This window comes from Streptomyces sp. NBC_01465 (assembly GCF_036227325.1).
Taxonomy (GTDB): domain Bacteria; phylum Actinomycetota; class Actinomycetes; order Streptomycetales; family Streptomycetaceae; genus Streptomyces.
This window is the reverse complement of sequence record NZ_CP109467.1, coordinates 473,672-499,394: the sequence shown is the minus strand read 5'-3', so window position 1 is coordinate 499,394 and position 25,723 is coordinate 473,672. Positions and strand designations below refer to the sequence as shown.

The 25,723-nt window shown below is 71.4% G+C and carries 25 protein-coding genes; 8 read left to right on the top strand and 17 right to left on the bottom strand.

Going from position 1 to position 25,723, the window contains the following annotated elements; genetic code table 11:
• Position 1 precedes the first annotated feature (1 nt).
• The 3 genes from OG707_RS02170 to OG707_RS02160 all read left to right on the top strand — a co-directional run bounded on the left by OG707_RS02170 (position 2) and on the right by OG707_RS02160 (position 2,112).
• The gene (locus OG707_RS02170; protein WP_329113710.1) at positions 2–706 is read left to right on the top strand and encodes a TetR family transcriptional regulator; all 705 of its coding nucleotides are present in this window, start codon (positions 2–4) and stop codon (positions 704–706) included.
• 102 nt (positions 707–808) lie between these two features.
• Positions 809–1,192, top strand: coding sequence for a Zn-ribbon domain-containing OB-fold protein (locus OG707_RS02165; protein ID WP_329113708.1), 384 nt, complete (start codon positions 809–811; stop codon positions 1,190–1,192).
• Between the two features lie 56 nt (positions 1,193–1,248).
• Positions 1,249–2,112: a 3-hydroxybutyryl-CoA dehydrogenase gene (locus tag OG707_RS02160; RefSeq protein ID WP_329113706.1), complete on the top strand. Its 864-nt coding sequence runs from the start codon at positions 1,249–1,251 to the stop codon at positions 2,110–2,112.
• On the opposite strand, the gene OG707_RS02155 is transcribed toward OG707_RS02160, so the two are convergent.
• Positions 2,109–2,768 (bottom strand): TetR/AcrR family transcriptional regulator, encoded by a 660-nt coding sequence (locus OG707_RS02155; RefSeq protein ID WP_329113704.1) that lies wholly within the window; start codon positions 2,766–2,768, stop codon positions 2,109–2,111. The genes OG707_RS02160 and OG707_RS02155 overlap by 4 nt on opposite strands.
• A 125-nt stretch (positions 2,769–2,893) precedes the next feature.
• Between OG707_RS02155 and OG707_RS02150 the strand changes: the two genes are divergently transcribed.
• Entirely contained in the window at positions 2,894–3,454 is a 561-nt protein-coding gene (locus OG707_RS02150) for an NAD(P)H-dependent oxidoreductase (RefSeq protein ID WP_329113702.1), read from the top strand.
• Between the two features lie 56 nt (positions 3,455–3,510).
• Here the strand turns inward: OG707_RS02150 and OG707_RS02145 are convergent, their stop codons facing one another.
• The 7 genes from OG707_RS02145 to OG707_RS02115 all read right to left on the bottom strand — a co-directional run bounded on the left by OG707_RS02145 (position 3,511) and on the right by OG707_RS02115 (position 10,898).
• Positions 3,511–6,048 (bottom strand): polysaccharide lyase family 8 super-sandwich domain-containing protein, encoded by a 2,538-nt coding sequence (locus OG707_RS02145; RefSeq protein ID WP_329113701.1) that lies wholly within the window; start codon positions 6,046–6,048, stop codon positions 3,511–3,513.
• A gap of 79 nt (positions 6,049–6,127) precedes the next feature.
• A complete protein-coding gene (locus tag OG707_RS02140) occupies positions 6,128–6,649 on the bottom strand; it encodes a GNAT family N-acetyltransferase (protein WP_329113699.1) in 522 nt (173 codons plus the stop codon).
• Positions 6,646–8,115 (bottom strand): MFS transporter, encoded by a 1,470-nt coding sequence (locus OG707_RS02135; RefSeq protein WP_329113697.1) that lies wholly within the window; start codon positions 8,113–8,115, stop codon positions 6,646–6,648. Before OG707_RS02135 ends, OG707_RS02140 begins: the two co-directional genes overlap by 4 nt.
• Positions 8,112–8,669, bottom strand: a complete 558-nt coding sequence (locus tag OG707_RS02130) for a helix-turn-helix domain-containing protein (protein WP_329113695.1) — start codon at positions 8,667–8,669, stop codon at positions 8,112–8,114. The genes OG707_RS02135 and OG707_RS02130 overlap by 4 nt, the downstream gene beginning before the upstream one ends.
• A gap of 66 nt (positions 8,670–8,735) precedes the next feature.
• Positions 8,736–9,617 carry a D-alanyl-D-alanine carboxypeptidase family protein gene (locus OG707_RS02125; protein ID WP_329113693.1) on the bottom strand — a complete coding sequence of 294 codons (882 nt, stop codon included), beginning with the start codon at positions 9,615–9,617 and terminating at the stop codon, positions 8,736–8,738.
• 130 nt (positions 9,618–9,747) lie between these two features.
• A complete protein-coding gene (locus OG707_RS02120) occupies positions 9,748–10,422 on the bottom strand; it encodes an HAD family hydrolase (protein WP_329113691.1) in 675 nt (224 codons plus the stop codon).
• The gene (locus OG707_RS02115) at positions 10,419–10,898 is read right to left on the bottom strand and encodes an Lrp/AsnC family transcriptional regulator (protein WP_329113689.1); all 480 of its coding nucleotides are present in this window, start codon (positions 10,896–10,898) and stop codon (positions 10,419–10,421) included. Before OG707_RS02115 ends, OG707_RS02120 begins: the two co-directional genes overlap by 4 nt.
• Positions 10,899–11,091: 193 nt before the next feature.
• Between OG707_RS02115 and OG707_RS02110 the strand changes: the two genes are divergently transcribed.
• Entirely contained in the window at positions 11,092–12,594 is a 1,503-nt protein-coding gene (locus OG707_RS02110) for an FUSC family protein (protein ID WP_329113687.1), read from the top strand.
• Here the strand turns inward: OG707_RS02110 and OG707_RS02105 are convergent.
• The 4 genes from OG707_RS02105 to OG707_RS02090 all read right to left on the bottom strand — a co-directional run bounded on the left by OG707_RS02105 (position 12,591) and on the right by OG707_RS02090 (position 17,435).
• Positions 12,591–13,994: a threonine/serine ThrE exporter family protein gene (locus tag OG707_RS02105; protein WP_329113685.1), complete on the bottom strand. Its 1,404-nt coding sequence runs from the start codon at positions 13,992–13,994 to the stop codon at positions 12,591–12,593. The genes OG707_RS02110 and OG707_RS02105 overlap by 4 nt on opposite strands.
• A 110-nt stretch (positions 13,995–14,104) precedes the next feature.
• Entirely contained in the window at positions 14,105–15,355 is a 1,251-nt protein-coding gene (locus OG707_RS02100; protein ID WP_329113683.1) for a UDP-N-acetylglucosamine 2-epimerase, read from the bottom strand.
• Positions 15,356–15,472: 117 nt separating this feature from the next.
• Entirely contained in the window at positions 15,473–16,150 is a 678-nt protein-coding gene (locus tag OG707_RS02095; protein ID WP_329113681.1) for a response regulator transcription factor, read from the bottom strand.
• A 70-nt stretch (positions 16,151–16,220) separates the two neighbouring features.
• The gene (locus OG707_RS02090; protein WP_329113678.1) at positions 16,221–17,435 is read right to left on the bottom strand and encodes a sensor histidine kinase; all 1,215 of its coding nucleotides are present in this window, start codon (positions 17,433–17,435) and stop codon (positions 16,221–16,223) included.
• Positions 17,436–17,553: 118 nt separating this feature from the next.
• Here OG707_RS02090 and OG707_RS02085 point away from each other — a divergent pair, with 118 nt between their 5' ends.
• From OG707_RS02085 to OG707_RS02075, 3 genes are all read left to right on the top strand, one after another.
• Positions 17,554–18,240 (top strand): M15 family metallopeptidase, encoded by a 687-nt coding sequence (locus OG707_RS02085; RefSeq protein WP_329113676.1) that lies wholly within the window; start codon positions 17,554–17,556, stop codon positions 18,238–18,240.
• A gap of 334 nt (positions 18,241–18,574) precedes the next feature.
• Positions 18,575–19,699, top strand: a complete 1,125-nt coding sequence (locus OG707_RS02080) for a nitric oxide synthase oxygenase (protein ID WP_329113674.1) — start codon at positions 18,575–18,577, stop codon at positions 19,697–19,699.
• A 55-nt stretch (positions 19,700–19,754) separates the two neighbouring features.
• Entirely contained in the window at positions 19,755–20,795 is a 1,041-nt protein-coding gene (locus OG707_RS02075; RefSeq protein ID WP_329113672.1) for a lactonase family protein, read from the top strand.
• 60 nt (positions 20,796–20,855) lie between these two features.
• On the opposite strand, the gene OG707_RS02070 is transcribed toward OG707_RS02075, so the two are convergent.
• The 5 genes from OG707_RS02070 to OG707_RS02050 all read right to left on the bottom strand — a co-directional run bounded on the left by OG707_RS02070 (position 20,856) and on the right by OG707_RS02050 (position 25,572).
• Positions 20,856–21,788: a sirohydrochlorin chelatase gene (locus tag OG707_RS02070; RefSeq protein ID WP_329113670.1), complete on the bottom strand. Its 933-nt coding sequence runs from the start codon at positions 21,786–21,788 to the stop codon at positions 20,856–20,858.
• A 95-nt stretch (positions 21,789–21,883) separates the two neighbouring features.
• A complete protein-coding gene (locus tag OG707_RS02065; protein ID WP_329113668.1) occupies positions 21,884–22,876 on the bottom strand; it encodes an N-acetylglucosamine kinase in 993 nt (330 codons plus the stop codon).
• A gap of 2 nt (positions 22,877–22,878) precedes the next feature.
• On the bottom strand, positions 22,879–23,751 hold the full coding sequence (locus tag OG707_RS02060; protein ID WP_329113666.1) for a phospholipid scramblase-related protein: 873 nt from the start codon (positions 23,749–23,751) through the stop codon (positions 22,879–22,881).
• A 23-nt stretch (positions 23,752–23,774) separates the two neighbouring features.
• Complete coding sequence (locus OG707_RS02055) at positions 23,775–24,452, bottom strand: uracil-DNA glycosylase (protein ID WP_329113663.1); 678 nt, start codon at positions 24,450–24,452, stop codon at positions 23,775–23,777.
• 34 nt (positions 24,453–24,486) lie between these two features.
• Positions 24,487–25,572 (bottom strand): WD40/YVTN/BNR-like repeat-containing protein, encoded by a 1,086-nt coding sequence (locus OG707_RS02050; protein WP_329113661.1) that lies wholly within the window; start codon positions 25,570–25,572, stop codon positions 24,487–24,489.
• Positions 25,573–25,723 lie beyond the last annotated feature (151 nt).

The following is a 25,723-nucleotide window of genomic DNA, read 5'->3' as shown; positions in this document are numbered from 1 at the left end:
CATGACTGACGCACGCAGACCGGCCAAGAAGGCACCCATGCGAGACGTGCTTGCCGAGGCGGCGTTCGAACTCTTTCTCGAGCGGGGCTTCGAGCGGACCACCGTGGACGACATCGTCTCCCGGGCCGGGGTCGGGCGCAGGTCGTTCTTCCGTTACTTCCCGTCGAAGGAGGACGCGGTCTTCCCGGACCACGAGCGCTGCCTCGCCGACATGACCGCCTTCCTGGAGTCCGCCGAAGTCCCCGACCCCGTGGACGCCGTGTGCGACGCGACCATGATCGTGACGCGCATGTACGCCGCGAACCCCGAGTTCTCCGTACAGCGCTATCGCCTTACGCGGGAGGTGCCCGGACTCCGTACCTACGAACTCTCCGTGGTCCGCCGCTACGAGCGGACCCTCTCCGGATATCTGGAGAGGCGCGGCGAGGGCGAACAGGGCGGTGCGCTGCGCGCCGAGGTCATCGCCGCATCCGTAGTGGCAGCGCACAACAACGGCCTGCGGACCTGGCTGCGTTCGGGTGGCGAAGGCGACGCCGAGGCGGCCGTGGACCATGCGTTCGGGCTCGTACGGGACACATGGGGGAGCGGGAGTCCGGCAGTCGCCGCAGCGGCCGACGAGGGCGAGGTCATCGTGATGGTCGCGAAGAGGGGCGCCCCGATGTGGCGCGTCGTGCAGCGGATCGAGTCGGCCCTCGGTGAAGAGTAATTGGCACTCAGTACCTTTACGTGTCGGCACTCAGTGCCATAAGGTGCGGAGGCGCTGACATGAAGGTGCGGCGCACCCGATCCGAGCGCAGGGGGCCGCGGTATGTCCAGCACAGGAATCGACACGGCACCGGCGGTGCAGACGGAGACCGGTCTGGTCTTTCAGCGCTGCCGATGGTGCGGAACCGCCTCCTTCAGGCGGCTGCTCTGTCCTGTCTGCGCATCGAGCGATCTCGAATCCGAGCGGAGTGACGGCCACGGTGTCGTCGTGCGGTCGAACGTCGTGCACCGGCACACGGGCGCGGCACGCAACGAATCCCTCATCCGCTTCCCCGAGGGCTTCATGTTCCGCTGCCGAGTCGTGGGCGCGGCACCGCACTTGGTGTGGGTCGGCGCCCGCGTCCGCCCCGTGAACGACGGAGCATCCGAGGCCGGCGAAGTGGTGTTCGAGCTCTGCGAGACGGCCGGACGCGTCGACTGGTACTGAACCGGGCGCATTTCTATGGGCGGTTGGAGAGCAACCGCGAGAGAGGACACGCAACGATGCGTGAGTTCAGCAGAGTCGGCGTCGTCGGCTGTGGCCTGATGGGATCCGGCATAGCGGAGGTCTGCGCCCGCGCGGGCCTCGACGTCATGGTCGCCGAGCGCGGCACCGAAGCCCTCGCCGCGGGCAGGTCCCGTATCGCCGCATCGCTCGAACGCGGCGTGCGCAGCGGGAAGGTGACCGAGGCCGAGCGCGAACAGGCCCTCGGCAGGCTGTCGTTCACCACCGAACTCGCGGACTTCGCCGACCGTGACCTCGTCGTCGAGGCGGTCGCGGAACAGCCCGACGTGAAGACGGCCGTCTTCAAGGAGCTCGACAGCGTCCTGGCAGGCGGGGACGCGGTCATCGCGTCGAACACCTCGTCGATCCCCATCATCGACCTCGCTGCCGTCACCTCGCGGCCCCAACAGGTCGTCGGCGTGCACTTCTTCAACCCCGTCCCCGTTCAGCGGCTCGTCGAGGTCATCCCGACCCAGCTCACCGCCCCGGACGTGACCGACAGGGTGACGGCCTTCGCGCAGGGCGTTCTGGGAAAGACCGTCGTACGCGCCAGGGACCGGGCGGGCTTCGTCGTCAACGCCCTGCTCGTCCCGTACCTCGTGTCCGCCGTGAGGATGCTGGAGTCCGGCGTCGCCTCCGCCGAGGACATCGACAACGGAATGGTGCTCGGCTGCGCCCACCCCATGGGGCCGCTGCGTCTCCTCGATCTGATCGGGCTCGACACGGCGCAGTCGATCGCGGAGTCGATGTACGAGGAATTCAAGGAGCCGCTCTACGCGCCGCCGCCGCTCCTGCGCCGCATGGTCGCCGCAGGCGCGCTCGGGCGGAAGTCCGGGCAGGGGTTCTACGCGTACGAGCGCTAGGCCGGCGGTCCCGCGGTCAGTCGCGTGACCAGGTCGTGCCACCCGGCCTCGATCCGGTCGAGCGACATGCCCCGGTCGACGATCAGATGGTGGATCAGCGCGGTGTCCAGATGCCCGAGCAGTGTGTGCGCCAGGAGATCGGTGTCGCCCCCGGTGTTCGTCTGCCGCAGCAGCATCGTGATGTGTGTGAGGCGCAGACGGGCCGCCGGGACCGCGTAGTTGCGCAGCGGATCGGTGCGCGAGGCCAGGATCAGTTCGTGGTGATCGCGTTCGTGGCGGATGACGGCCGGGCCGAAGGCGTGCAGCCGTTCCGCGGCGGGAGCGTCGGGGCCGAGGGGCGGAGGGCCGGAGAGGAACGCGGCCTGGAGCTTCTGCTCGCGGTGGTCGAGCAGCGCGATGAGCAGTCCGGTGCGGTCGCCGAACCGCCGGAAGACGGTCCCCTTGCCCACTCCGGCGGCCGCGGCCACCGCCTCCATGGTGAGCGCGGTGGCTCCGCAGCCGCCCATCAGGTCCGATGCCGCTTCCAGCAGGCGCGTGCGGTTGCGTGCCGCGTCGGCCCGCAGGGCGGGCGGCTCGCCGGCCGGGGTCAGGGTCAGGTCGGCCGGTCCGTACTGTGCATCGGACGGAGGGAAGAGAGGCGGGACGGAACCGGTCATGGCTTCAGGATAGCTCTGTCGGAAGATAAGTGGACCGCGGTCCGGATAGCTGGTACAACTTTAAACGGACCTCGGTCCGGTTGTTCCTGCCCTTGAGTTTCGTACGCACTTATCTGGAGTCCGCCATGTCCGTTCGCATCCTCGCTCTCGTCGGCAGCCTCCGCGCCGGCTCCCACAACCGCCAGCTCGCCGAGGCCGCCGCGAAGCACGCCCCCGAGGGCGTCGCGATCGAGCTCTACGAAGGTCTCGCCGACGTCCCGTTCTACAACGAGGACATCGACGTCGAGGGCAGCGTCCCCGCCGCCGCGGCCCGTCTGCGTGAGGCGGCCGGCCAGGCCGACTCCTTCCTGCTGTTCTCGCCCGAGTACAACGGCACGATGCCGGCCGTCCTGAAGAACGCCATCGACTGGCTGTCGCGCCCCTACGGCGCCGGCGCGATCTCCGCCAAGCCGGTCGCCGTCGTCGGCACCGCCTTCGGTCAGTACGGCGGCGTATGGGCGCAGGACGACGCGCGCAAGGCCGCGGGTGTCGCAGGCGCCAAGGTCCTCGAGGACGTCAAGCTGTCGATCCCCGGCTCCGTGACGCGCTTCGCCGACACCCACCCGGCCGACGACAGCGAGGTCGCCACCTCGCTCGCCGAGGTCGTCGGCCGTCTGGCCGAGCACGCCGCCCCCGCCGCGGTCTGACGTCCAACTGCCCGGTGGCAGCGCGTACTTCGCGCCGCCACCGGGCGTTTTTTGTGTCAGTGCCCACCCAGGGTGGCCGTGAAGCTACGGCCGTACGCCTGACGTGTGTCGACCTCCAGCAGGGTGCCGCCGTGCACCTGGCGCACCCGTACCTCTGAGTCCGCCGAGATCTTCCGCAGCGACCGGCCGCGGATCAGGACCGTGACCGTGTCCCGCTCCATGGTCGGATCCGACACGGCGACGGTGACCCGGTCGCGGGGCCCGCGCCGCGCGATCACCGAGGCCGGTCCGTCGAGCCGCAGGCCCGCTGCTTCGTGGCGGCCCGGAGCGAAACTGTTGGCGGCGGTGAGGCCGAGCCCGGTGTGCGTGACGGCCTGCAGGCAGGGGGTGTTGGCCAGTACCAGCAGCGGTCCGTGCCGGTAGGAACGCAGCTGGGCCTCGCCCGCGTTCGGCACCAACGCATAGGCCAGGGAGGCCGGTTGGGCTCCGGCTGCCCCGTCCACCGTCACGCCGAGCACCGTGCGGGTGACGGCGGTGTCCGGGTTCGACGTACGGACCGCGCGGCGGCTGCGCGTGACCTTCTCCAGGGCGACCCGCACCTGCGGGGTGTCGAGGAAGAGATAGCCGACCGCCGTGCTCTGTGTGGTGTTGGCGTAGCGCAGCCAGTGCAGGTCGCCGGTGCCCGTGCCGGTCCAGAGGCGGCCGTCGCGGTGCATCCCGGTGAGCGTCACCGCGTCGTCCGGCGCGGCGGTACGGGCGTCGACCGTCGTGGTCACGGCCCGCCCTGCCTGGCCGCCGACACCCGCGGCGAGCACCACGATCTCCTCGTCGAGCAGGAACCACGACTTCGTGGCGGTCGCGTTGCGGTACACGACGAAGTCGTCCGGCAGGATCCCCGCCTGCTTGTCGCGGTAGGGAACGTCGTCGGACAGCACCATCGCTGCCGTGCCGTACGGGCCGAGAACCGCGCCGCCCGAATGCCGGTTGGTGGCGCACGGGAAATAGACGTACGTGTTCTGGGACTCCGACGAGGACGTGAAGTTCAGGGGGTGCCCGGGGTTGTCGTAGTACGGCGTCCCGTAGAGCTCCGGCACGGTCCGTCGCTCCTCGACCGGTGCGGTCACACCGGCCAGACCGTACGGGGAGACCGTGGTGAAGTAGTCGACGCCGAACGCCTGGGTCTGGTCCTGGCCGGAGAGATAGAGGTAGTGCGCCCCGTCGCCCTGGAACCAGGGCATGAGGTTCTCGCCGCTCATGTACTCGTACTTGCTGATCCGCGCCGAACTGCGGGCCAGCGCGAAGGCGTAGCCCGGCCTGCGGTGCACATGCCGGTCCATGGCGTTGAACGCGACGCTGCGGGCGGCCGGGTTGAGGTCCGCGGGCTCGACGGCGGGGTCCGCGAGGATGTCGGCGTACCGCACGATGCTCACCGGGGAGACGAAACCGGTGGGGTCCAGGGCGGCGCGCGAGGTCGCGCGCACCTGCTTCACGTAGCTCTTCAGGGCGGTGGCGTCGGCGCCGCTCGAGAGCGAGGAGAGATCGACGACCGCCTCGACGACCACGGCGACATCGGTGTAGCCGGTGTCGGGACGGGACACCGCCCGGCCCTTGACGACCTCCATCATCCAGCCCTCGAAGATGAGCGGGGCGAAACCGTTCCGCACCCAGCCCTGCACGGTCGGCACCAGCGTCCCCGCGTCCGCGAGATCCGTCCCGTCGAGGATCTTGAGCGTCTGGACGACACGGGTGAGGAGGCCTTTTCCGTACGATCCCGTGTACGCGACGGAGGCGTGCTGGATGAAGGAGCCGTCCGCGTAATAGCCGTCCGTGACACCGTGGTTGAGGCGGTACGGATCGACGGTGGCGAAGACGGTCAGCTGGTCGGCGAGGGCCTTGCGGATGCGGGCGTCGTCGCTGAGGAGCGCGCCCTGCAGGAGGCGGTTCGTGGTGATGTCGGCGAGGTTGGCGCCGGTGTGGAAGCGGGAGTCCAGGTTGACGTCCCCGGCGGTGCCGTTGCGCAGGTAGGCGTCCATCGAGGCGACATAGGTGGTGACGAGCCCTGGGGCGTCGGCCTGTACGCGGTCGGCGAGGAGGACCAGGGTCTTGCTGATGTACTGGGAGAGGCCTATCTCCCAGTAGAACCAGTTGCCGTAGTAGCCCTTCGACTGGTCGCCGTAGTAGTGCGCGTGCAGCCAGAGGAGACCGTCGGTCACCCGGCGCTGCACGGTGCTGTTCTCGTACAGGTCGGAGGGGGCACCCGGGTTCGGTGTGCGGGTGGCGAGGGCGATCTCGTACAGCCGACGGAAAGCGGTGTTGAGCTGGGACTCGTCGGTGCCGAGCACCAGACCGGCGAAGAGTTCGCCCGCGCCTGCCGCGTCCATCGACTTCAGATTGGCCCGCGCGGTCTTGTCGATCGCGGCCAGCTTTGCTGCCGTCTCCGGGCGGGAGTTGGACTCCGTGGTCCCGGCGAGGATGCCCACGGTGTTGGCCAGCAGGCGTCCCCCGTCGGCGGCGCGTGCCTCGGGTGCGGGCAGGACGGCCAGAAGGCCGGCGGCCGGCACGGCGGACAGCAGGCTTCTGCGGGTGATCTCCATCGGGCTTCCTCCGCCGGTGAGTTGACGTTGCGGCGGGCGGAGTCAAGCAGATGGCCTCACTGGCGACAAGGGTTGAGGATCAGGGCGTGAGCGCCTTGTAGAAGAACGTGCATGGCTGAAGCGTCCCGGCCGGATCGGCCGCATAACCGGGCACGGTGCCGTACGGAGTCCAGCCCTCGCGGCGGTAGAGGTGATCGGCGGCGCTGTCCGTCTCGGTGTCCAGCATCAGCAGCGTCACCCCGGTCGCGACGGCATGGCGCTCCGCGACGGCGAGCAGATTCCGCGCCAGGCCCCGGCCGCGCGCTTCCTTCCGTACGAGAACCTTCGCGATCTCCGCGCGGTGGCGCGAGTTGGCCTTCCGGGCCGGAGCGAAGCTGATCGTCCCGGTCATCCGGCCGCTGTCGTACGCCGCCCACACCACCAGCCGCCCCTCGGTCACGTCGGACGCCAGCGAGCGCCACCAGGCCGCGGCTTCGGCATGGTCCAGAGGCGCGAGGAAACCGAGCGAGGCACCGTCCTCGACGGCCTCCACGAGGAGGCCGGCCAACTCTTCGGCTGCGGCGGTCAGTTCGGCGGGGGAGAGGCGGACCGGCTTGCTCACAGGGCAAGTTCCTTCCCGGGAGCGGCGGAGGCGGGCGCCGGGGCTTCCGGAACCGGAGCGGGCGCCCTGCTCACCCTCCGGTTGAGTACGGAGACGACCAGGCCCGCGCCCACGATCGCGGCGCAGGCGAGCGCCGCGTACCAGTAGGCGTGCCGCAGCCCGGCCGCGCCCGATCCCGCGCCGTGCAGATAGATGCCGGAGACCGCGCTGATGCAGACCGCGGCCGCCATGCGCTGCGCCATCTGCAGGATGCCGCCCGCGACCCCGGCCGCCTCGGCGGGCGCGTGCCGCAGCACCTGCGCCTGGGTGGGAGCCACCGTGAGGCCGGTCGCGGCGCCCGCACAGAACTGGAACGCGGCGAGCAGGGCCGGGAGCACGGCGGCCGGGACGTACAGGGTGGAGACCCCGCTCGCCAGCAGCGCGGCGGCGGAGAGTGCGAGCCCCGCCGTCACCACCCGGTGCTCGCCGAAGCGCCGCACCGTGCGCCAGGCGAAGACGGAGGTGGCGCCCATGCCGAGCGCCTGCGGCAGCATCACCGCGGCGGAGGCCATGGCGGAGAGTCCGAGGGCGCCCTGGAGGAACAGGGCGAGGACCATCCCGGCCGCGAGCGAGGCGCCGAACTGGGCCATCGCCACCATCGTGCCGAGTGCGTACGGGGCCGACCGGCGCAGCGCCGGATGGACCAGCGGCTGCCGGCCCGCACGCGCCCGCCGGTACTGCTGGAGGACGAGCGCACCGGCTGCGAGGAATGCACCGGCGCCGTAGACCGCGTACCCCGTGGACCGGATGAAGGGCAGCATGATCAGCACGGTCAGGGCGGCGAAGAGCGCGATCCCCGGCAGATCGAGGCCGGCCCGTCCTTCGACCGGGCGGCGCCGGGGCAGATGCCGTGCGGCGAGGACGAGTGCGGCCAGACCGAAGGGCGCGTTGAGCAGTACGGCGAGACGCCAGCCGAGGCCGGGTCCCGCGGCGGCTATCAGCGCACCGCCCAGCGGCGGCCCCAGCGCGGCCGCCGCCCCCGCCGTCACCGCGTACAGGCCGAGCGCCCGCGCCCTGGCCGGGCCGCTGAACACGTCCTGGATCGTGCCGATCACCTGGGCGTTGACCATCCCCGCGCCGAAGCCCTGAAGCAGCCGGGAGACGACGACGACCCAGGCGTTCCCCGCACAGCTCGAGAGGATTCCCGCGGCGACGAACAACGCCATGCCGAAGAGGAAGTACGGCTTGCGGCCGTGGAGGTCGCCGAGCCGTCCGCCGGGTACGAGGGCGAGGCCGAAGGCGAGGGAGTAGCCGGCCACGATCCACTGGACCTGGGCGGCGTCGGCGGAGAGCGCGTCACGTAGGGAGGGCACCGCGATGTTGAGGACCGACTGGTCGAGGAGTGTCGTGAACCCGGCGGCGAGGCAGACGGCGAGGACGAGGCGGTCGCGGCGGGCGAAGCCGGTGCCCGTTTCCGTACCGCTCATGGCAGGACGACCGCGATGACGTAGCGGACGGCCTCGGGTCCCTCGCAGTGGAAGCGCGTCGGCCCCCACAGACGGAAGCGCAGGCAGTCCCCGGTCGCGAGCTCATGGGTCTCGCCCTGCACGGTGACCTGCAGGGCGCCTTCGAGGACCCAGATGTGCTGTTCGAGGCCGGGCACAGCCGGTCCGTCGTACGCGATGTCGGCGCCCGACTGCAGGGTGCCCTCCACGAGTTCGCCGCGGAGTCCTGCGTGGGGAGGGGAGATGGAGCGCCGTACGAAACCGGAGGAGTCGTCGGTCCACACGGGCTGGTCGGCGGCGCGCACCAACTGCGTCGGATCGGCCTCGACCTCGGTCAGCAGCCGCGACATGGTGCGCTCGTACACCGTGCAGAGCCGGTTCAGCAGCGAGGCCGTGGGGCTGATCTCCGAGCGCTCCAGACGCGAGAGCGTGGACCGGCTGATGCCCGTGCGCTGGGCCAGCTCGTCGAGCGACCAGCCGCGTTCGGTGCGGAGCTCTGCCAGGCGGGCAGCCAGCCGCACATCAATGTCTCCCATATCCGGGATGCTATCCCGGATATGGGAGACGATTGAAGGGCTTGCCGTGAACTAGTCCTGTTGTGACTAGTCCCGCTCGGCCCCGGCCGGAAGCGTGCGCAGCGACATGGCCGTCTTGGTCTTGAAGGCCCAGTCGAGCATCTTCTTGGCGTCGGTGTAGCGGTTCTTGTCGTTGAGGATCACTCCGACGACCGTCCGGCTGCCGCGCTTGGCCGCGAAGACCAGGCACGGTCCCGCAGCGGTGCCCGTACCGGTCTTGATGCCGATGGCACCCTTGTACGAGCCGAGCAGCTGGTTGGTGTTGTACCAGGTGTAGACCCGGCCGTTGGTCGCCTTCTGCTTGGTGCTGGTCGCCTTCACGACCCCCGCCAGGGTGGAGTTCCCGATCGCACGCCGGGCGAGCGCCGCCGCGTCACGGGTATTGGTCCAGTTCTTCCCCGCCTTCGATATCCCGTCGAAGGAGTCGTACCGGGTGTTCTTGAGCTTCAGCTGGGACGCCTTGGCATTCATCTTGGAGATGAAGTTGCCGGTGCGTGCGGCCTCCGACTTGCCCGTGCCGAACGCGTCGGCGAGAGCGTAGGCGGCGTCGCAGCCCGACGGCAGCATCAGCCCGTACAGCAGCTGGCGGACCGTGAGCTTGTCGCCCGTGCGCAGGTCGGCCGTGCTGGCGCCGTTGCGCGCGACGTAGTTGCGGTAGCTCTGCTTGACGGTGATCTGCTTGTTGAGATTGAGACCCTTGGTCTCGAGCACGACGAGCGCCGTCATCACCTTGGTGGTGCTGGCCATCTGCCGCCTGGTGTCCGGGGCCTTGCCCCAGAGCGGCTTGTTCGTGCCGCTGTCGAGCAGGATCGCGCTCTTCGCCGTGATTCCGGCCGGCCCGGTCGCCGCGTGTGCGGTGCCTGCGGGCGCGAGGACCGTGAAGGCCACCGCCGGCGCCGCGAGCGCCACCCCCCAACGGTGAATCCGTCTTCCCCCACCTATCACGTGGTGTTCTCCGTTCCCTCGATCGTTTGTGCCGTTGCGTCGGAATCGTCGCACTGGCAGGCGCGTGAGGGAACGGTGGGGTCGGTGCAGGGATTCAGTGGAGACCGTGAAGCCAGTCGAGAGCCGCCTGCGCCGTGAACTCGCCCTGGCCGCCGGGGAAGAGGAGCCCAGCGGCGGCGAACGCCGGATCGCCGGACGACCCGGCCACGTACGGTACGGCGATGCAGCGCATCCCGGCCGCGTGCGCGGCGGCCGCACCGGGCACCGCGTCCTCGACCACCACACACCCGGCGGGGTCCGCGCCGAGCCGACGGGCCGCCTCCAGGAACACGTCGGGCTCGGGCTTGCCGTGTGCGACCTCCTCCGCCGAGACGACGACGGTGAACAGCGCGTCCAGCCCTGTGCCGACGAGGATCGCGTCGATGGCGGCGAGCGACGATCCGGATGCCACCGCGGTCGGGACGCCGTCCGCGTGCAGCCGCTCGACGAACTTCCGCATCTCGGAGAAGACCTCGGTGGAGGTGCGGGCCAGTTCCAGATAGAGCGCGTTCTTCGCGGCCAGGAGTTCGTCCAGCGGCGCCTCGATCCCGTACTCGGCGCTCAGGGTCTCCAGCGTCTCGCGCGTACTGATGCCGATGAACCGTGAGTGGTTCTCCCAGTCGAAGTCGCTCACCCCGTACCGGGCGAGCAACTGCCGCCCCGCTGCGAAGTAGTTCTGCTCGCTGTCCACGAGTGTGCCGTCGAGATCGAAGATGACCGGAGTGCTCATGGGGTCAAGGATGCCCTGCCCACCGACTCCACCAGCGGCAGCAGCCGGTGCGCCACCCGCTCGCGGAGCGCCATCTCGGTGCGCGTCCTGACCACGCCCGGCAGTTGGATGAGCTGCTGGATGACGTCTTCGAGATGGCCGTTGTCGCGGGCCGCGACCCGGGTCAGCAGATCCCCGCCGCCCGTGATCGAGAAGGCCTCGATGATCTCCGGTACGGCGGCGAGCGCATCACCGACCTCGTCGAGATGCCCCTGGGTGACCTCGATGTGGACGAAGGCGAGCACCGGATGACCGAGCGCGGCGGGGGAGAGGACCGGGCCCGTCCCGGTGATCACGCCGTCCCGCTCCAGCCGGTCGAGCCGGGACTGGACGGTGCCGCGGGCGACACCGAGGATCCGCGCGTACTCGCGCACGCTGGTGCGCGGCTGCTCGATCAGCAGCTTCAGGATGCGGGTGTCGAGCTCGTCCACCGCCATGGTCCGTTGGTCTCCTTCTGGCACCGCCGATGAGATCATGACTGTACCAATGGCACAGCAGACTCGGAGCGAGTTGAGCCAACGTCCCTCTTGATGCTTTCCTCTCCATATCGATGGCGCTGCGGACCGACCCGCGGCGCCTTCGCCATGTCTGCGGCAGAGCCGAAGGTCGAAGGGGGGCGGGGACACCGCCATGAAGAGGATGTTCGCCGCTCCGGATCCGGGGCTGCACCGGCTGCGCGTCTCGCTGCGCGCCGTGCTCGGCATCGGCCTCGCCGTGACCGCAGCCGAGTTGGCGGGCCTCTCGCTGACCGCGTCCATCACCGGGGGACTCGCCGCGCTCCTCGCGCTCTTCACCATCGGGGATGCGACCGTACGCCGCCAGGCCCTCACCACCGCCCTGCTGCCCGCCGTCGGCTTCCCCGTCCTGGCACTCGCCTCGTCGCTGCACGGAATGCCGCTGCTGCGCGACGCGTCCTGGCTCGCCGTGATCTTCGCCGGGGTGTACGCCCGCCGATGGGGCCCGCGCGGCCATGCGCTCGGCACCTTCGGCTTCATGACCTTCTTCATCACGCAGTTCCTGCACGCGGTCCCGTCCCAGCTCCCCGAGCTGTACGCGGCCGTCGCGCTCGCCATTGCTTCGGCCTCGGCGGTCCGGTTCGGCCTCTGGTGCATCGAGCGCCGTACGCCTCCGCCCGCCGCCCCCGCACCCCTCACCGGCCGCGGCCTCGCCCGCCCCACCACCCGGCAGGCTTTCCAGGCGATGCTGGCCTGCAGCTTCGCGCTCGCCGTGGGCCAGTTGCTCTCCCATGACCGCTTCTACTGGGCCGTCGGCACCGCCTGGTGGATCTTCGTCAACACCGCGTCGCGCGGCGAGACACTGGTCCGCGGCTTCCGCCGGGTCCTCGGCACCGTTGTCGGCATCGTCGCCGGACTGCTGATCGCCCTGCCGCTCGACGGCGCGGTCGCGCCCACGGCCGCGCTGGTCGCCGTCTGCGTCTTCGGGATCTTCTACACGGCGGCCCCCTCGTACAGCTGGATGATGTTCTTCGTGACCGTCATGGCAGGCCTGCTCTACGGACTGCTCGGCGTTCTCAACCCCGCGCTTCTGCTGCTGCGTCTGACCGAGACCGGCACCGGGGCCCTGGGTGCGGCGCTCGCGGTGCTGGTGGTCCTGCCCGTCACCACGCACGCCACCACCCACGCCTGGATCCGGCGCGCCCTGCACTGCGTCCACGCCTGCACCGCCGAGGCCACGGCGCGCCTCGCGGGCACCCCGGGCGCCGACCCCGCGCCGCACATCACCGAGCTCGAACTTCTGCTGGGACGGGTACGGCTCTCCCTCGCGCCGCTGGTCCACCCCCTCAACCCGCTCCGCGCCCGTAAGGCCCGCGCCCGCCGGGTCCTGGCCCTGCTCGACGACTGCGCCCGCGAGGTCCGCGGCCTCGCCTCCGTCGCCGCCGACCCCGACGCCTCGCACGACGCCCGCCTCGCGGCCGCCTGCTGGCGCGTCGAGTCCGCGGTCGAAATCCTCACCGCGCCCCGGTCCGGCGCCATCCCGGCGGCCCCGGTCCCCGCGCCCCGCCCGGCCGGGACGGAGCCCGCGCTCACCCACATCCACGACCTGGAACGCGCACTCACCGCACTGGTCACACCCCTCCACCACGCCCCGTACGCGACCCCCGTGAAGGCCTAGACGATCTCCTCGGACCGCCGGGCGCCGCCGCGGGCCTGTCGCAGGAACTGGGCGCACTCGCCGGTGAGGTTGATCCCCACGGCCAGGACGACCGTGACGGCCGCGACATGGACGAGGCCCCCCAGGCCCGCCGGAGTCCTGCCCGACGCCAGGTCGTTGAGGGCGAGGTAGAGCGTGCCGCCGGGGAGCAGGGGCGCCATGCCGGGGACGACCAGCGCGATGGCGGACTCGTTGCGCCGCCGGGCGACGACCTGGCCGACGGCGCCGACCGTGCTCGCGGCCACGGCCGTCGCGGCGAGCGAGGAGAACCCCAGCGCGCCGACCCCCACCAGCACGGTGTACCCGCCGAGCGCGATGCCGGCGGCGGGCAGCCAGTCCTGCGACCGTGCTCGGCTCCGTGCGGCGACGGCCACGGCGAAGACGATCACGCCCACGACGGCCGGTCCGGTCCAGTCGCCGTGGGAGATCGACGGCGACATCGGCAGGTCCAGTCCCACCACCGCCCCGAGCCCCAGGACCGCCACCACACCCGTGATCACCGCGGTGAAGACCAGCAGGGCGTCGAAGAGGCGCCCGAGGGCGGTCAGATAGTGCCCCGTCAGACTGTCCTGCACGGCGCTGACGAAGGTCACCGTGGGCAGCAGCCCGAGCACGCCGGCGACGACGATCGCCTGGCTGCTGGTCTCCGGCGCGAGCGCGTGCACGGCCAGTGCGGTGACGCCGGCGGGCATCGCGGCGACCGCGTACCGGTAGAACGCCGGGACCCCGTGCCGCTGGAGCACACCGCACAACAGGGCGCCGGTGAAGGCGGCGATGAGCGCGGAAATCGACTCCACGATCTCGCCGCCGAAGACGAGGCCCGCGCCCGCAGCGACCATGCCCGTCAGGACCGGGAAGCGAAGCCGCGCCCAGCGCCCGGCGGGCGCCGGCCCGTCGAGGATGACCGCCGCGCGCTTCCTGGCCTCCGCGAGCGACAACTGCCGGGTGCTGATCGCGGAGACGAGGGCCTGGATCCGCGCAAGGGTGCTGAAGTCGGTGGCGTGCTTGCGGATGACCCGGCTCGCATGGACCGGGGTGAGCACCCCTGGTGCGTATCCGGACACGTACACGTTCGCGAGCGTCACGCTGGGTTCGACGTGACTCAGTCCGAACGATTCGGCGGTGATCAGCATGCCGGCGACGGACTCCTCGGCGGGAGCCCCGTACGAGAGCAGCGCCTCGCCCAGGCGGATCACGAGGTCGGCCACACGCGCCCCGTGCGCCTCCATGTCGGGGCGGCCGTCGTCGTGGAGGAGTTCGCCCTCGTAGCCGTAGGTGCTGGTGGGCTCGAGTCCGCGGATGCGGGGCAGAGCCCGGGCGAGCCAGGGGGGTGCTTGTGACAGGTCAGGCGACTTCTGCATACGAATGCTCGGGCGTCCTTCCTCGTGGCCCTGGAATCCAAGGGCATACGAATGGTCCGTAAATCGAACATAACGGACATCTGGACTGTGGGGCGCACGAGGGTGCAGGCTCACGCGCTGACGATGGCGTCGATCACCGCGCTGGGCGTCGTCTGCCGCCGCCCGGTGTCGTCCGGTGCGGCGCGGGGGATGACCCGCCGGAACACCGGCGGCCCGCCGCCGTGCGCAGCGGCCGCGAGCGCCGCCTCGGCGATGCGTTCCGAGGCGAATCCGTCGCCGAACGGCGAGGCGGTCTCGGCCAGTTGGGCCGGTGTGTCGGGGAGCGCGGCGAGGTGGCGGCGTATCGCCCGAGCCAGCTCGAGCGGATGCGTGGGCTCCGCGAACCCGCCGAGGGATTCGGGGAGTTCCGCGGTCTCGCGTACGACGAGATGCGGCCGCCCGAGCAGGGTGGCTTCCTCTTGTACCGCGCCCGAGTCGGTCACCACGACCGCCGCGTGGCTCGCCAGGGCGAGGAGGGACCGCCGGTCCAGGGCGTCGATCACCCGCAGTCGGTCGAGCAGCGGTTCGAGGCCCTGGCGTACGACGGCGGACCGGGTGCGCGGGTGCAGCGGCAGGACGACCTGGCACCCGCCGTCGTGTGCGTCGCCGAGCGCGGTGAGCGCGGTGCTGAGAAGTTCCGGTCGCTCGGTGGTCGCGAGGGTGTCGAGGGCGGCCAGGACGTAGCAGTCGTGGTCCAGGCCGAGGGCGTCGACGAGTGCGGCGCCGCGTGCGGGCGCAGGCAGGCGGCGGGAGCAGGCCTCCACGGCAGTGGAACCGGTCAGCACGATCCGGTCGGGGTCGTAGTCCTCGTCGATCAGCTGAGTGACGTTCTCGGGGGTCACGGCGCACAGCACGTCCGCGAGCCGGTCGACGACGACGCGGTGACGCTCCGCGGGCTCGTGGCGGTCATGGCTCCGGGCCCCCGCGCCCACATGGACGACAGGAATCCCGGCGCCGTTCGCGGCCAGCGCGCCCGCGGTGGCCGACATGCTGCCGCCGAGGACGACGACCGCGGCCGGCCGGTGCTCGGTGAAGTTCGCGTCCAGCCAGAGCATGATGCGCTCGAGCCGCCCGTCCCCGCTCGGGTCGTCGTCCATGTCCAGCGCGGCGTCCGGCGCGGCGAGGCCCCACTCGGCCAGCAGGGCGGTGCCGAGCAGCGGATCGTGCTGCTGGCCCGTGTGCACGAGCGCGGCCGCGTCACCGAGCTCGTGCACGACGGGCGCGAGCCGGGTGATCTCCGCCCGGGTGCCCAGAACAAAAGCGATACGGCCGCCGAGGCGGGCCGCGGACGACGGACGGGGCTGACGGGACGTGCTGGGCATGCTTTCTCCTCCACGGGCGATACGGAACGAGCGCGCCGACCAGGCGCTCCGAGAAAGAGCATGCATGCCCGAGATGCCCCATTACGGAGACTTACGTCCGGGGCAACCCAACGAAAGTCAGGCCGTGTGCTGCTCGGCGTCCTCGGGCTTCAGCCCGATCTGGTGCGCGAGCAGGGCGGCCTGCGTCCGGTTGTCGACCTGGAGCTCCGCCAGTACCCGCGAGACATAGCCCTTCACGGTGCCCTCGGCCATGAACAGGGTCGCGGCGATGCGCGCGTTGTTGGCGCCGCTGCCCAGCAGCGCGAGCACCTGCTGCTCGCGCCCGCCCAGCCGCCCCACCCGCTTGCGCGCCTCCGCCACCTCGGGGGAGTCCTGCCCGGCCGCCTGCTCGATCATCAGGCGCATGATCTCCGGCGGCACCACGGGGTCGCCCTGGGCCACGGTGAGCACCGAGCGGATCAGCTCGCCGATGCGGGCGCTCTTCAGGGAGAAACCGTCAGCCCCTGCCCGGAATGCCTCGGCGACCTTCTCCTGGTCGCCCACCGCGGTCAGCATCAGGATGCGCGGCCGGGGCGACAGGTCCTGCAGCCGGCGTGTGGCCGTGATCCCCGAGACCTTCGGCATGTTGACGTCCATGACGACGACGTCGGGCCGCAGCCGCACCGCGAGTTCCACCGCTTCGGCGCCGTCGCTCGCCTCGCCGACCACCCGGATGTCGTCGGTGGTGTCGAGGAGCGCCTTGATCCCCGCCCTGACCAGCGGCTCGTCGTCCACCAGAACCACGTCGACCGGCATGGTGCACTCCCTGTCACGTAGGCGTCACTTTCCATGATCTCCGGGCGCGGGAGGGCGCGCATGTCGTACGTCAGCGAGGCGTCGCCAGCGGCAGCGTCGCCCGCACCTCGAATCCACCGTCGGGCAAGGCCCGTCCCACAAGCTCGCCGCCGAGCCGCTCCGCCAGCTCGGCCAGGTCCTGAAGGCCGCTGCCGCCGCCCTCCGCATGCGCGCCCGGCGCGGCAGTGGGCGCGGAATTGCGGACCGTGACCCGGGCGGTCGTGTCATCGGTCGCCAGGGTGACGAGGATGCCGGCGCCGGGTGCGTGCTTGACCGCGTTGGTCAGCCCCTCCTGGGCGACCCGGAAGCAGAACTCCGCCACGGCCGGAGGCAGCAGCCCGTCCTCGAATCCGCTCCGTTCCAGACGGGCGTCGGCGCCACTGGCGCGGACGTCGTCGACGAGCCGCTCGATGCGCCGCACATCGGGCGGGGAGGTGAGTCTCTCCTCGGGCTCCTTGAGCGTCTTCACGATGCTGTGCAGCTCGTGGATGGCCCGTTGCCCGCGGTCGACCAGTCCCTCGGCCGCGGTACGGGTCGCCTCGTCCGATGCCTGGGCGGCCAGCAGATTGGCCTGGAGCACCATCAGGGTGACCTCGTGCCCCACATGATCGTGGGCGTCCCGTGCGATGCGCCGGCGCGCCTGCTCGGCCCGTTCCTCGGCAGCCTCCTCGGCCTTGCGCAGCGCGTCCTCACGGTCCAGGCGGGCCCGGAACGCGGAGAGCAGCTCACCGACGCGGAACGTACGGACGACGGCACCGGCGGAGGCGGGACCCAGCACGCTCATCAAGGAGTAGCGCAGGGTGAGGACCATGAGCTCCCAGATCGCCTCGTTCGAGAACCGGTCGACGATGAAGACCACGATGCTCAGTCGGACGAAGACGACGCACACCGCGCCCCAGGCCGCGTACCGCAGCGGCCGGTAGCGCCCGAGTGCGTAGACGCCGAAGCGCAACAGCGCGTCGTCCGAGGTCAGCGCCAGAACGGCAAGACCCGCGACCACCGGCACCTCCGGCCACCGGCGCCGGAACAGGAGCGAGAGCGTCCCGAGCAGCGCCACGGCGATCGGCCAGTTGAACCCCGGACTCCAGGGGTCGTCGGGCCGGATCAGGACCCTGGGCAGACTGAGCACGAAGACCAGCCCGATGGCGATCCAGTCGCCGACACGGCTGCCCAGCACCCGCCCGACCCGCGACCAGCGGGCGTACTCCCGGGCGTCGGCGGGCAGGGGGTTGCGCCGTTCAGTCATGGCCCCACCATGCCCCGGACCAGGCGCGACGCAGCCGGGAGCACGGCAATCGGGCGAAAAGGCGTATCGGCGTGATGTCATACGCGGCCGGGTGAAAGGTGCGGGTTATACCTGCCCGGTGACCATCACACGACGCTCCCCGATCCGCCCTCGCAGGGTGATCGGCCTTGCGGCGGCGACCGCCGCCCTGCTCGCCGGCTGCCTCGCCGCGCCCGCCGCCGCACACAGTCTGCCCAAGCCCGCGCTCAACGCCCGGGTCACCGCCGTTTCCTGGGCGAAGCTGGGCCGCAGCTGGCACACCGGGTGTCCGGTCGCGCCGCGCGGGCTCCGGCTGATCCGGATGAACCACTGGGGGTTCGACGGCCGGGTCCGCTCCGGCGAACTCGTCGTCAGGAAGGAGGCCGTGCGCCCGCTTCTGTACGTGTTCGGCCGGGCCTTCGCCGCCCGCTTCCCCATCCGGCAGATGCGGGTGATGGCGGAGTTCGGCGGCAGTGACGTCGCCGCGATGGCCGCCGACAACACGTCCGCCTTCAACTGCCGTGCTGTCACCGGGAATCCCTCCCGCCGCTCGCAGCACTCGTACGGCGACGCAGTCGACATCAACACCCTGGAGAACCCGTACGTCGACACCCACGGGCGTGTCTACCCCGCGGCCGGTGCCCGCTACCTCGACCGCCGTCGCGCGGCGAAAGGCATGATCAGGCCAGGCGACGTCATCACCAGGGCGATGCACACCGTGGGCTGGAAGTGGGGCGGCCGATGGTGGGCGCCCGACTATCAGCACTTCTCCGCCAACGGTCGCTGAGGCGGACGAGGGGGCGTGCACCTGCCTGCGCACGCCCCGTCGCACCCTGCCGCACGCCCCCGTCGCGCCCGCCTGACCTGCACAGTGGACACGGGCCCCGGGGATGAACCGTATTCATGGCGCACAGACAGGGTGGATCTCCCCGCGCAGGGGGTAACCCGGCGGCATCATTGGGTCCCCTCCGACGCTCTTGGGGATGTGCGCCATGCGGAAGTTACGTCAGTTCCGTCGCGGGGTCAGTGCTCAGGCACCGGTGGTGGAGCAGCATCGGAGGGCCGATGCGCCGGTGCCGCCCGTCCGCTGCCCGGCCGGTCACCCGGGGACGGGGGACCCCGTGGCGCCCGCCGGACCGGCCGAACTGCGGCGGGACGCCGAGGAGTTCATCCGGCTGTTCCACCACGAGGAACTGCCGGAGACCGACCCCGCCCCGCGGATCGCGGCCGTACGGTCGGAGATCGACGCCACCGGGACGTACCGGCACACCACCGAGGAGCTCGTCTTCGGTGCGCGCGTCGCCTGGCGCAACAGCAACCGCTGCATCGGCCGCCTCTACTGGCGCTCGCTGCGCGTCCGCGACCGCAGGGCTGCCGACGACGCCGAATCCGTGGCCCGCGAGTGCGCCGCGCATCTGCGCGAGGCCACCAACGGCGGCCGGATACGCCCCCTGATCACCGTCTTCGCCCCGGACGCCCCGGGAAGCCCGGGCCCTCGTATCTGGAACGAGCAACTGGTGCGGTACGCCGGGTACTTCACCGGGGCCGGCCGCGTGATCGGCGACCCGCGCAACGCCGGGCTCACCGCCCTCGCGCTGCGGCTCGGCTGGCGGGGCGGCCCGGGCACCGCCTTCGACGTACTGCCGCTGGTGGTCCAGGACGGAGCGGGCAAGCCGCGCTGCTTCGAGCTGCCGCGCGACGCCGTCCTGGAAGTGGAGCTGCACCACCCCGAGGACACCTGGCCCGCCGAGTTCGGGCTGCGCTGGCACGCCGTACCCGCGATCGCCGGAATGTGCCTGGAGATCGGCGGGATCTGCTACCCGGCCGCGCCCTTCAACGGCTGGTACATGGGCACCGAGATCGGCGCCCGCAATCTCGCCGACACCGACCGCTACGACCTGCTGCCGCGCATCGCCGAGCGGCTCGGGTACGACATGACCAGCGACCGCTCGCTCTGGAAGGACCGTGCGCTGATCGAACTCAACCGGGCCGTCCTGCACTCCTTCGACCGCGCCGGAGTCACCGTCGCCGACCACCACACCGAATCGCAGCGCTTCCTCACCCACCTCGCGCGGGAGGAGGGCAGGGGACGGCCCGTCGGCGCCGACTGGTCGTGGATCGTGCCGCCCATCTCGGGCTCGGCGACACCGGTCTTCCACCGTACGTACGACCCGCGCGAATGGCGCCCCGCCTACGTCCACCACGAGTCCGCCAAGTCCCGCGCCCGGGGCGAGGGGATGGTCTAGACCCCCTGCTACCGTCGGCCCGTCATCAGGATCATCGGCGGAGAGGGGTAGCACGGTGGGCACCACAGGCACCGGGCGGGCATTCATCGGGTCGTTCACGACGGCGGGCGGGCGGGGGATCATCGCCGCCTCCGTGGACCGGGAGACGGGGGCGCTGACGGAACTCGGCGCCACCGACGCTGTCGCCAACCCCTCCTTCCTCGCCCTCTCCGAGGACGGCTCGGTGCTCTACAGCGTCTCCGAGACCGCGGAAGGGGCGGTCGCCGCGTTCGACGTGACCGGCGCACAGCCGCAGCTCAACGGCGCGTCCGTCGCGGTGGGCGGGCAGGACCCGACGCATCTCGCGCTCACCGCGGGCCATGTGCTGACCGCCAACTACAGCTCGGGCAGCGTCTCCGTCGTCCCGCTGCGGGGCGAGGAGTTGGGGGAGCGCACCTCCGTACTCGTCCACGAGGGCAGCGGCCCGAACGCGGCACGCCAGCAGGGCCCGCACGCACACCAGGTCCTCCCCGACCCCAGCGGCCGCTGGGTGGTGAGCGTGGACCTCGGCACCGACTCGCTGCGCGTCTGCGCGCTCGACGCCGCCACCGGGGCGCTGACCCTGCACGGCGAGACCGCCCTGAAGCCGGGCAGCGGTCCGCGCCATCTGGTCTTCCACCCCGAAGGCACGCACGCCTACGTACTGAACGAGCTGGAGCCCACCCTCACCGTCTGCCGGTGGGACGCCGGATCGGGCACCCTGGAGCCGGTCGGCGAGACGGCCGTGGTGCCCGACGGCGAGTACACCGAGACGTACGCCTCCGAGATCGTCGTCTCCCACGACGGACGCTTCCTCTGGGCCGCCAACCGCGGCCACGACTCCCTCTCCGTCCTCGCGCTCGACGAGAGCCGTGAGAAGCCCGCCCTGGTCACCACCGTCGGCTGCGGCGGCCACTGGCCGCGCGACCTCGCCCTGGACCCCTCGGGCCGCCGCCTCTACGCGGCCAACGAGCGCTCGGGGAACGTCACCTGGTTCGACATCGACCCCGAGACGGGCATCCCGCGCCGCGCGGGCTTCATCGAGGCACCCGCCGCCTCCTGCGTGGTCTTCGGCTGATCGCGTACGCGAGAGGGCCCGCACCGGACATCCGGTGCGGGCCCTCTCGTATGCGGTGGGTCAGCTGACCGGAGCGCCCTGCGAGGGCTGCTGCGGCGTGATGCCCAGTGCGGTCGTGTACTTCGCCAGGACGAGCTTGCCGACGGCGGGGTACGCACCGAGCGCCTCGGCCGCCGCGCAGCCCACCTCCTTGGCCGCGTCGTCGAGGAGGCTCCCCGCCACCTCGGGACCGATCAGGTACGGGGCGAGCGCCAGCTGCGCCGAACCCGAACCGCGCAGCTGCTCGGCGATCGAGGCCACCGAGCCGTCCACGTCGAGCGCGGCGGCCATCACGGGGACGGCCAGGCGCGCGGCCAGCAGCATGCCGGTGATCCCGGCGGCCTGCACGGCCTCGTCGCCGCCCACCGTCGCCAGGATGATGCCGTCGGCGGCCGTGGCGACCGTGAACAGCCTCGCGCGGTCGGCGCGCGCCAGACCGGCCTCGGAGAGGCGTACGTGCAGCCCCTCGGCGAGCAGCGGGTGCGGACCGAGCACGTCGGCCAGTTCGGCGGCCGCGCTGCTGTCCATGACGGCCTGCCGTATCCGCCGCACGATGGCGGCGTCGGGGCCGGCGAGCAGCGGCACCACGACGGCGACCGGGCCCTCGGGCGCGGCCACCTCGCGGCCCGCGGCCTTCGCCTGCTCGTAGCGCGCGGTGCGCTCGGCGTCGGTGTGCGCGAGCACCGCGTCCAGCGTCGGGAACTCGGCGTTGTCGGCCGTGCTGTCCAGGTACCCGATCCGGGCGTCGAGGCCGGGCAGCTCGGAGCGTGCGATGGAGATGACTTCTTCCGCCAGGCTGCGCGTGGCGGAGGAAGGAGTGCCGGGAACGGCAAGAACCAGCGCGGGCGCGCCCTCGGGGGCCACCGCGGGTTCCGGACGGCGGTGCCGTCCGGACTGGCGAGGTCGCGGCATTCGTACAGGCAGGCCGGATGCAGGCCCAGTGGGGGAGCTCATGCGGCCGCATGCTACTGGCTTCGGGGGTGCGGCTGTTCGGGGAGGGGGCATTCGAGCGTTATCTGTCCGCTTTTATCCGTTCAGTGCGTTACGGATCATCTATCCTGCTCTGTCGCCACGTACAGCAGCTGCGGATGGAGCGGCAGTCGGAGGCTGTCGCTCTCGATCGCCGCCGCGATGAGCAGCGCCCCGGCGAGCGGATCGCCGGCGGCCGGTACGGGCCGCGCGTGCGGCAGTTGTCCGTCGAGCTCCGCACGCAAGGGTACGAGAAGGGGATCGCCCATCCTGAACAGCCCCCCGGTGAAGGCGACTTCGCACTCCCCGGCCTCGGGCGGCGGGCATGCGGCGGCTGCTGCGGCGGCGATGTGACCGGCCGCCTCGCGCAGGATTTCCGTGGCGACCGGGTCGCCGTCCTCGGAGCAGGCGGCCACCTCGGGGGCGAACGAGGCGAGCACCGCGGGCCGGTCGGTGCGCGGGTAGAGCTGCCCCGGCATGTCACCGGCCGGTCCGAACACGGCGGTCAGACGTGCGAGCAGCGGCAGCGATCCGCCGCCGCGGCCGTCGTGGGCGCGCATCGCCGCCGTCAGACCCGCCCGACCGATCCACGACCCGCTGCCGCAGTCGCCCAGCAGATGCCCCCAGCCGTCCGCCCGGCGCCACTCGGTCAGTTCGGTGCCCAGCGCGATCATCCCGGTGCCACCCGCGACCACCGCCCCGGGACGCTGGCCGAGGGCTCCGGCGTACGCGGTGACCGCGTCACCGGCCAGCGCCAGGCGGCGTACACCGAGCGAACCGGCCAGCGCGGCCGGGAGTTCGGCCCGCAGCGCGTTGCCGAGGGTCGCCATTCCGGCGGCGCCCACACAGACGACGGTGGGCTCCTCCACCCCTGCGTCGGCGGCCAACTTGCGGGCGGCGGGGACGAGTTGGCCGAGGAGATGGCCGGCGTCGATCCCCGAGGGCCCGGTGCGTACCGGCTCCCTGGACACCAGCGGGGCGCCGATCGGGGAGCCGTCGGCGGCCGCGAGGGCGAAACGGATGCCGGAGCCGCCCGAGTCGACGCCGAGTACGGGGGAGGAGGTGCGGGTCATGACTAGCCGAGACCCCGCGAGTCCTGCTTGAGCGCGGTGTCGACGGTCAGTGCCGTGGCGACGACCAGGCTCAGCAGCGGGTCGGGGAGCTGGTGGTGGATCTGCAGGACGTAGTTGTCCGCGGTCGTGAACATCGTCTTGGCGAGGCCTTCCCAGGTCTTGGTGATCCGGGCGATCTCGGTGCCGTTCTGGTCGACGATGGCGAAGTTCCAGGCGCGCCAGTTCTCGGCCTTGATGGCGCCGACCTGCTGGCCGTTGACCATGAGCGCGAAGTTGATCTTCCCGATGGCGTTCTGCTGGACGATCTCGCCGACCGGCGCCCCGTCGGGGCGGGTGACGACCACCCGGGACTTGATGAACTTGGCGGGGCGGGTCAGCTGGAGCACCGGCTGCCCGTTCGCGTCCCGGATCTCCAGCCGGTGGGTCATGAACTGGTCGACGCTGGAGACGAAGCGGAGAGCCTTCTTGAAGGCGCTCTGGCCGATCTCCGTCACCGTGCCGAGCGTGCGGCCCTGCTGGTCGAAGACGCTGTACTCATTGGTCAGCTCGATGAGCTTGGCCTTCTGGTTCACCACGAGGACGGGCTCGGTGAAGAGGGAACCGCCGCCCTGGTGCGTCGGGGCGACCCCGGCCTTCTGCTGGACCTGCTGCTGTATCCGTCGCGGGTCGGCGGCGGGCTGGGCCGGCTGCTGCGCGTACTGCTGCTGTCCGTACTGCTGGGGAACCTGCTGCTGTTGCTGGGGAGCCTGCTGCTGCGGGACCTGTCCTGCCTGGGTCTGCTCGGTCCACTGGCCGCCGTCCCACCAGCGCAGCTGCCCCTGAGGGCCGTTGGGGTCCTGGTACCAGCCCGCAGGGGTGTTCGCATGTGTCGTCATGGGGCGCAGAGTATCCCGGCGGACTACGGAAGCCTCCAATCGACCGGTGTGGAACCCTGCTGTGCGAGAAGTTCATTGACGCGGCTGAAGGGGCGCGAGCCGAAGAAGCCCCGGTCCGCCGACATCGGCGAGGGATGTGCGGACTCCACTGCGGGGAGATCCCCGAGGAGCGGACGCAGATTACGGGCGTCCCGCCCCCACAGCACCGACACCAGGGGCTTGCCGCGTGCGGCGAGTGCCCGGATGGCCTGCTCGGTGACCGGCTCCCACCCCTTGCCGCGATGACCCGCCGTCTTGCGCGGGGCGGTGGTGAGCGCCCTGTTGAGCAGCAGCACGCCCTGCTGCGTCCACGGCGTCAGATCGCCGTTGGAGGGACGCGGCAGCCCGAGGTCGGTGTGCATCTCCCGGAATATGTTGTCCAGGCTTCCCGGAACCGGGCGCACGTCGGGGGCCACCGAGAAGCTCAGTCCCACGGCGTGCCCCGGAGTCGGATACGGGTCCTGGCCGACGATCAGGACCCGCACCTCGTCGAACGGCTGCTGGAAGGCGCGCAGCACATTGGCTCCGGCGGGCAGATAGGTGCGGCCCGCGGCGATCTCCGCGCGCAGGAAGTCGCCCATCGCGGCGATCTGCCCGGCCACCGGCTCCAGGGCCTGCGCCCATCCCGGTTCGATGATTTCTTTCAAAGGTCTTGCTGGCACGGGGGTCACCCTACTGGCGGACACCCCGGCCCTCTCAACCGAGGGCCGCAGCCCGCACGCAGAGGACATCGGGCAGGTGCGAGGCGAGGAGCTGCCAGCTGTCGCCGTCGTCCGCACTGGCGTACACCTCGCCGTTGCGATTGCCGAAGTACACCCCCGCCGGGTCCGCGTCGTCCGTACAGAGTGCATCGCGCAACACCGTGCCGTAGTGCGCCCCTTGCGGGAGACCCTTCGACAACGGCTCCCAGGTGGAGCCCGCGTCGTTCGTGCGGTACACCCGGCACTTGTTGTCGGCCGGCACCCGGTCCGAGTCGGCGGTGATGGGGAAGAGGTACGCGGTGTCCGCGCGGTGCGGGTGCGCGGCGACCGCGAAGCCGAAGGTGGAGGGGAGCCCCTCGCCGATGTCGGTCCAGTTGGCACCCGCGTCGTCGCTCCGGTACACACCCCAGTGGTTCTGCAGATACAGCCGGTCCAAGTCCCCGGCGTCCTGGGCGACCTTGTGCACGCACTGCCCGAACTCCGGGTCGGGGTCCGGCAGGAAGACGGCCTGGACCCCGTGGTTGGACGGCGCCCAGCTGGCCCCCCGGTCGCGCGAGCGGAACACCCCGGCCGTGGACACCGCGACCATCAGCGCATCGGGGTCGCGGCGGTCGGTGACCACGGTGTGCACCGCCTCGCCGCCTCCGCCGGGCACCCACTTGGAGCGGGTGGGGTGCTCCCACAGCGGTCGTACGAGCTCGAAGCTCTCCCCGCCGTCCTCGGAGCGGAACAGAGCGGCCGGCTCGGTCCCCGCATAGACCACGTCGGGCTCGGCGGGTCCGGCCGGATGGAGCTGCCAGACCCGCTCCAGGGAGGCCTCCGTGTCCTTGGGGAACTTCACCGCGGGTTTTTTGGGCTCGGTCCACGTCGCCCCGAAGTCGTCGGAGTGGAACACCGAGGGACCCCAGTGCGCACTGTCCCCGCCGACGAGCAGCCTCGGCACCTCGCGGCGTGCGTCGATACCGACCGAGTACACGGCCTGGGCGTTGAAATGCGGGCCGTCGAACTCCCATGTACCGCCTTGCCTGCGGCCGATGAAGAGCCCCTTGCGCGTGCCCACGGTGAGAAGGATTTCGGTCATCACGACACCTCCAGGACGTCGTTGTCCGGTTTACGAGTCAGTCTGCACCCCACCACTGACAACGGCCCGGCAAGCGTTGCCCGCGCCCCGCCGAGGTTCTTACGTAGTGGTGACGGAGCGGTCCGGCGACGCCCGCCGGCCGCCCGGCGCC

Coding starts and splice junctions, on each gene's coding strand:
- OG707_RS02170 (WP_329113710.1), top strand. CDS start 2: ATGACTGACGCACGCAGACCGGCCAAGAAGGCACCCATGCGAGACGTG.
- OG707_RS02165 (WP_329113708.1), top strand. CDS start 809: ATGTCCAGCACAGGAATCGACACGGCACCGGCGGTGCAGACGGAGACC.
- OG707_RS02160 (WP_329113706.1), top strand. CDS start 1,249: ATGCGTGAGTTCAGCAGAGTCGGCGTCGTCGGCTGTGGCCTGATGGGA.
- OG707_RS02155 (WP_329113704.1), bottom strand. CDS start 2,768: ATGACCGGTTCCGTCCCGCCTCTCTTCCCTCCGTCCGATGCACAGTAC.
- OG707_RS02150 (WP_329113702.1), top strand. CDS start 2,894: ATGTCCGTTCGCATCCTCGCTCTCGTCGGCAGCCTCCGCGCCGGCTCC.
- OG707_RS02145 (WP_329113701.1), bottom strand. CDS start 6,048: ATGGAGATCACCCGCAGAAGCCTGCTGTCCGCCGTGCCGGCCGCCGGC.
- OG707_RS02135 (WP_329113697.1), bottom strand. CDS start 8,115: ATGAGCGGTACGGAAACGGGCACCGGCTTCGCCCGCCGCGACCGCCTC.
- OG707_RS02130 (WP_329113695.1), bottom strand. CDS start 8,669: ATGGGAGACATTGATGTGCGGCTGGCTGCCCGCCTGGCAGAGCTCCGC.
- OG707_RS02120 (WP_329113691.1), bottom strand. CDS start 10,422: ATGAGCACTCCGGTCATCTTCGATCTCGACGGCACACTCGTGGACAGC.
- OG707_RS02115 (WP_329113689.1), bottom strand. CDS start 10,898: ATGGCGGTGGACGAGCTCGACACCCGCATCCTGAAGCTGCTGATCGAG.
- OG707_RS02110 (WP_329113687.1), top strand. CDS start 11,092: ATGAAGAGGATGTTCGCCGCTCCGGATCCGGGGCTGCACCGGCTGCGC.
- OG707_RS02105 (WP_329113685.1), bottom strand. CDS start 13,994: ATGCAGAAGTCGCCTGACCTGTCACAAGCACCCCCCTGGCTCGCCCGG.
- OG707_RS02100 (WP_329113683.1), bottom strand. CDS start 15,355: ATGCCCAGCACGTCCCGTCAGCCCCGTCCGTCGTCCGCGGCCCGCCTC.
- OG707_RS02095 (WP_329113681.1), bottom strand. CDS start 16,150: ATGCCGGTCGACGTGGTTCTGGTGGACGACGAGCCGCTGGTCAGGGCG.
- OG707_RS02090 (WP_329113678.1), bottom strand. CDS start 17,435: ATGACTGAACGGCGCAACCCCCTGCCCGCCGACGCCCGGGAGTACGCC.
- OG707_RS02070 (WP_329113670.1), bottom strand. CDS start 21,788: ATGAGCTCCCCCACTGGGCCTGCATCCGGCCTGCCTGTACGAATGCCG.
- OG707_RS02065 (WP_329113668.1), bottom strand. CDS start 22,876: ATGACCCGCACCTCCTCCCCCGTACTCGGCGTCGACTCGGGCGGCTCC.
- OG707_RS02060 (WP_329113666.1), bottom strand. CDS start 23,751: ATGACGACACATGCGAACACCCCTGCGGGCTGGTACCAGGACCCCAAC.
- OG707_RS02050 (WP_329113661.1), bottom strand. CDS start 25,572: ATGACCGAAATCCTTCTCACCGTGGGCACGCGCAAGGGGCTCTTCATC.